This is a genomic window from Sphingomonas sp. LH128 (assembly GCF_000293195.2).
Lineage (GTDB): Bacteria > Pseudomonadota > Alphaproteobacteria > Sphingomonadales > Sphingomonadaceae > Novosphingobium > Novosphingobium resinovorum_A.
In genome coordinates this window covers 1-4,611 of record NZ_ALVC01000248.1, presented here as the reverse complement: position 1 = coordinate 4,611, position 4,611 = coordinate 1, and the positions used below count along the sequence as shown (strand labels likewise).

General features: G+C 65.2%; 5 protein-coding genes. 2 read left to right on the top strand and 3 right to left on the bottom strand.

The window, feature by feature from the left end:
- Positions 1–403: Tn3 family transposase (locus LH128_RS19400; RefSeq protein ID WP_008831380.1), on the top strand; the 403-nt coding region annotated here is incomplete at its 5' end.
- Positions 404–643: 240 nt separating this feature from the next.
- Here LH128_RS19400 and LH128_RS19395 read toward each other — a convergent pair.
- Positions 644–1,180, bottom strand: a complete 537-nt coding sequence (locus tag LH128_RS19395; RefSeq protein WP_008831379.1) for a hypothetical protein — start codon at positions 1,178–1,180, stop codon at positions 644–646.
- A 269-nt stretch (positions 1,181–1,449) separates the two neighbouring features.
- Between LH128_RS19395 and LH128_RS19390 the strand changes: the two genes are divergently transcribed.
- Complete coding sequence (locus LH128_RS19390) at positions 1,450–1,926, top strand: AMP-binding protein (RefSeq protein WP_008831378.1); 477 nt, start codon at positions 1,450–1,452, stop codon at positions 1,924–1,926.
- 3 nt (positions 1,927–1,929) lie between these two features.
- Here the strand turns inward: LH128_RS19390 and LH128_RS19385 are convergent, their stop codons facing one another.
- Positions 1,930–2,958: an AraC family transcriptional regulator gene (locus LH128_RS19385; RefSeq protein WP_008831377.1), complete on the bottom strand. Its 1,029-nt coding sequence runs from the start codon at positions 2,956–2,958 to the stop codon at positions 1,930–1,932.
- Between the two features lie 229 nt (positions 2,959–3,187).
- The coding region (locus tag LH128_RS19380; RefSeq protein ID WP_008831376.1) for a malate synthase G at positions 3,188–4,611 on the bottom strand (1,424 nt) is incomplete at its 5' end.

Sequence of the window (4,611 nt, the reverse complement as noted above, 5' to 3'; positions counted from 1 at the left end):
GGGCCGCCTCGAACGCTCCATTTTCATGCTCGACTGGCTGCGCGACATCGACCTGCGCCGGCGCACCCAGGCGGGCCTCAACAAAGGCGAAGCCCGCAACGCGCTCGCCCGCGCGCTCTTCTTCAACCAGCTCGGCGAACTGCGCGATCGTCGGTTCGAGAACCAGACCTATCGCGCCTCCGGCCTCAACCTGCTCGTCGCCGCCATCATCTTGTGGAACACTCGCTATCTCGAAATGGCGCTGGCGGACATCGGCACAGCCGACGAAATCGCACGCCACATCGCGCCATTGGGCTGGGAGCATATCTCGCTGACCGGTGACTATAGCTGGAATGTTGAAGATCAACCCGATCCGGACGCCTTGCGACCGCTGCGCGCCGTCAACTCCCTACTTGCCGCGTGACGTTCGCTATCCGTTCGCCCTTTCCGTGCAGATACGTCACTTTCGTGTAGTCACCCCATATAGCCGATGAGCAATCCACACCTCGCCAGAAAAGATGATTGGCATGGTGCAAGATTGCGCTGGTTTTCACAACGGGTTTCCTTGCCATTGGCGCGAGGTCGAGGCCGGCATCGCGCGACCGCGAGAAAACCGCTCGTTTTTCTTGCGGGGCAGGCGCCGGCTTCCGGCGATCGGGAGCCGCTACGGGGTTTCCATCCACGTCTGGATCCGTTCCGCCGTCGCCTTGAGCACCTGTTGCACCAAGGCCTGGGACGCGGGCGGCAAATCCGGGGACTGGAAGTCGGATACCAGTCGCGCGAGGTCGTTGGCCCAGCGGTGCATCATTTCCGTCAAGCGCCCGGCATGGTCGGCATGGCCGCCATCGGCGGCGGCCTGAAGCTCGCGCTCCAGTTCGGCGGCGGCGTGCAGCACATGAGTGAGCTTTGCCTTCAGTGGCTCCGGCAATTCGGGCAGCTCGCCATGAGAATGGTTGCCGGAGGCCAACATGGCCTGGTTGCGTTCGGACATCTCCTCCATGATCCGGGCATACCGCCCAAATCCCGGGAAACGGTCGCACAGGTCGTGTAGCGTCCTATCGCTGGTGGTGCCGTAGATACCGTGCAGGTCCTGCATGTGGCCGATCATATGATCGGCCAGGGCGATCCCGGTGATACCCTGTGCCTCAAGCTGGCGGACACGCAGGTTGATGGCGGCGGCAATCCGGCTCGCATCGATCATCCCGCATCCGTCCCTTCTATTGCAACTCTCGTGAATACATCGCCTTCGATTGCAGGCAGCGCCGGGTGATTGCAACGCTACCGTGCGGAGCAGACCGTGCCTGTGGCGACATTGCTGCCGTCTTCGCGTCCTGCGCCGCGCGCTGAACATCTCGCGTCCGTCGCACGCAATGTGATTTGCGTCTCAAACAATGTGAGCCTGGCGATCCTGAACGTCTCATATAATCTGAGCCGGAAACCGCCCTCTATTGCAGTTCCGGGCGATCATTATTGCGAGCCGCTACACATACCGGTGATATCGGCCGGATCGAGGCCGACGGCCATCTCGTGATCACCGACCGCAAGAAGGACATATTGACCAGCGACAAGGGCGAGAATATCGCTCCGCAGCGGATCGAGGGCATGCTGACCATGCAGCCCGAGATCGCGCAGGCCATGGTCTATGGCGACCGGCGGCCCTATCTGGTGGGCCTCGTCGTTCCCGATGCCGAGTTCCGGATGGAGTGGGCTGCGCGCCACGGGCGCGACATCCAGACCTCGGATCAGGATCCCGGCTTCGTGCGCGCGATCCAGGTCGCGGTCGACCGGGTGAACGAGGGGCTGGCCCCGCACGAGCGGGTGCGGCGAGTCATCATCGCTCCCGACAGCTTTTCGGTTGAAAACGGCCAGCTCACCTTCACGCAGAAGCTGCGGCGCCATGTGCTGCGCGACCGCTATGGCGCGCGGCTCGATGCGCTCTACGGCTGAGGATCAGCCGGCGCCGCCGCGGACGCGGCACAGCGTATCGGAGGGCCGCTCACCGAAGCGCAGCAGATAATCGCGCGAGAATTTGCTGAGGTGGTTGAAGCCGCAGTCGAGAGCGACTTCGGTAACGGACGTTCCGGAGGCAGTCGACAAGAGGTCGCGCGCCCGGTCGAGGCGGGCGTTTTTCAGGTAATGCATCGGCGTGGTCTGGCAGAACGCGCGGAACCCGGCGCTGAGCGACCGGGCGCTCACCCCTGAAACCCGGCACAGATTGGCGAGCGACAGCGGATCGGCGGCATGATCGGCGATGTGGTCGATCACGCGCTTCACATAATAGGGCACCGCATGCGCGGGCCGCGCCAGCAACAGGTCGGAATAATTGTGCGGGACCGACAGCAAAATGAGGCGTGCGAGCATCTCCTCGGTCAGCGCGACCGAGCGCGGATGGGCGAATATATTCTGCGGGCCCGCACCCGAGCTGGCGCAGACCGCGCGCACGAATTCGGCCAGACCCTGCTGCTGGTCGAGAAACCGGGTGGGCGCGCGGGTGAACCGGATCTCTTTGGGGCGGCGGCCCAGTTCCCGGGTAACCACCTCTTCGAGCGTCGCGCGCGGCACCTTGATCGAGAAATGGGTGTAGCCGCCATCCAGTTCGAGGACGACGGGTTCGAACGGATCATGGACCCACAGGTCGCCAGCGCCGAGCGGAACCAGATCGCCGCCGCGGCCGACGCGCGCGCCGCCTTTCAGCGAGAACTGGAACAGATAGATGTCCTCGAGCGGCGGAGAGTGGATGTCGATGGCGCCATGGGCGATGCCATAGTCCAGCGCGTTGAATGAGATCGACTTCAGCGGCATCTGCCGGTGCCGGAACGCAAGCGGAGCGCCGCCGCGCGCGTGGAGCTGATGCTCGTGGAACACGCGGCCCATATGATGCTGCACATCCTCGATGTCGGTACTGGTGAATGTCCGCCAGTTCGGGAGCCGGAACGGCGCATCCCGCCAGAATCCCCGCGGCGACACCGATGGCACCATGCGCATCTCCTCTTGACCAGACAGGAAGGGCCATGCAGTCCCGCGGTTGCGATACGGTCGGGAGGTGCATGGAAGATCCGGGCGGGCAGCCCGCCTTGGCAACAGCAGCAGCCCGCCGATCTTCAGACCATCAAAGTGTCATGGATCGACGATGAAGGCAAGAGCCATGCTGCACCTGCGTTGCGTATCTTCCATCTATTTGAACGACGGTCGGAAAGACCTGATCGGCTCAGCGGTCGGCGGCAGACAGGCCGGATGTTTTCTTGGCGTCGCGCCGGAATCGATGCAGCAGCGGCTCGGTATAACCGCTCGGCTCCGAGGCGCCCTCGAGAATCAGCGCCCGCGCTGCCTCGAAGGCCGGCGTGCCGCCGGCCAGCGGCCGCCAGCCGGGCTCGGCTTCATTCTGCCGGTTCACCTGGGCCGCCATCCGCGCGAGCGACGCCTCGATGTCCGCGAGGGTGCAAACACCGTGGAGCATCCAGTTGGCGAGCTGCTGGGCCGATACCCGCAAGGTGGCCCGGTCCTCCATGAGGCCGATGTCGTCGATGTTGGGGATTTTCGAACAGCCCACCCCGAGGTCCACCCAGCGCGCCACATAGCCGAGGATGCTCTGCACATTGTCGTCGAGGAGGCGCGCCACCGCGTCCGCCTTCCAGTTGCGGCCGATCGCCAGCGGAATGTCGAGCAGGCCGTCAAGCGCGGGCACGGGCTGGCCGGCCAGTTCGCGCTGGCAGGCGAACACGTCGACCGCATGATAATGAAGCGCGTGGAGCGTGGCGGCCGTCGGGCTCGGCACCCAGGCGGTGCTGGCGCCGGCACCCGGATGCGCGATCTTCTTCTCCAGCATGTCGGCCATGCGGTCGGGCGCGGTCCACATGCCCTTGCCGATCTGGGCCCGGCCGGAAAAGCCGCAGCGAAGCCCGATCGCCACATTGCGCGCCTCGTAGGTGGCAAGCCACCGTGTGCCTGCCATCTCGCCCTTGGGCACAAACGGCCCGGCATGGATCGACGTGTGGATCTCATCGCCCGTGCGGTCGAGAAAACCGGTGTTGATGAAGAAAATCCGGCGGCCGAGCGCCTCGATACAGGCGCCGAGATTGGAGGACGTCCGCCGCTCCTCGTCCATCAGCCCGATCTTGACCGTGTGGGCAGGCAGGCCGAGCAGCGTTTCGACCGCAGCGAACAGCCGGTCGACAAAGGCGCATTCGGCGGGTCCGTGGAGCTTCGGCTTCACCACATAGATGGCGCCGTGGCGACTGTTGATCCGGCTTGACCGGTCGTGAAGGGCGGCCGCCACGCTGACGAGCGCGTCGATGATCCCTTCGGGAGCAGCGCTGCCATCGGGCAGGCGCACGGCGTCGGTTTCCATCAGCAGCCCGACATTGCGCACGAGAAGCAGGCTGCGCCCGCGCAACAGGGCCGGGGTTCCGTCGGCCGCGGTGAACGGCCGCGGCCCCGCCGGCACCCGCTCGACCGTCCGGCCGTCGCGCTCGAACCGCGCCGTCATCCGGTCCTGCATCAGCGCCAGCCAGTTCGCGTAGACCCCGACCTTGTCGTCAGCGTCCACGGCCGCCGTTGAATCCTCGAAATCGATGATGGCGGTCAGGGCCGCCTCCACCAGAATGTCGGCCACGCCCGCCGCATCGGCAGCGC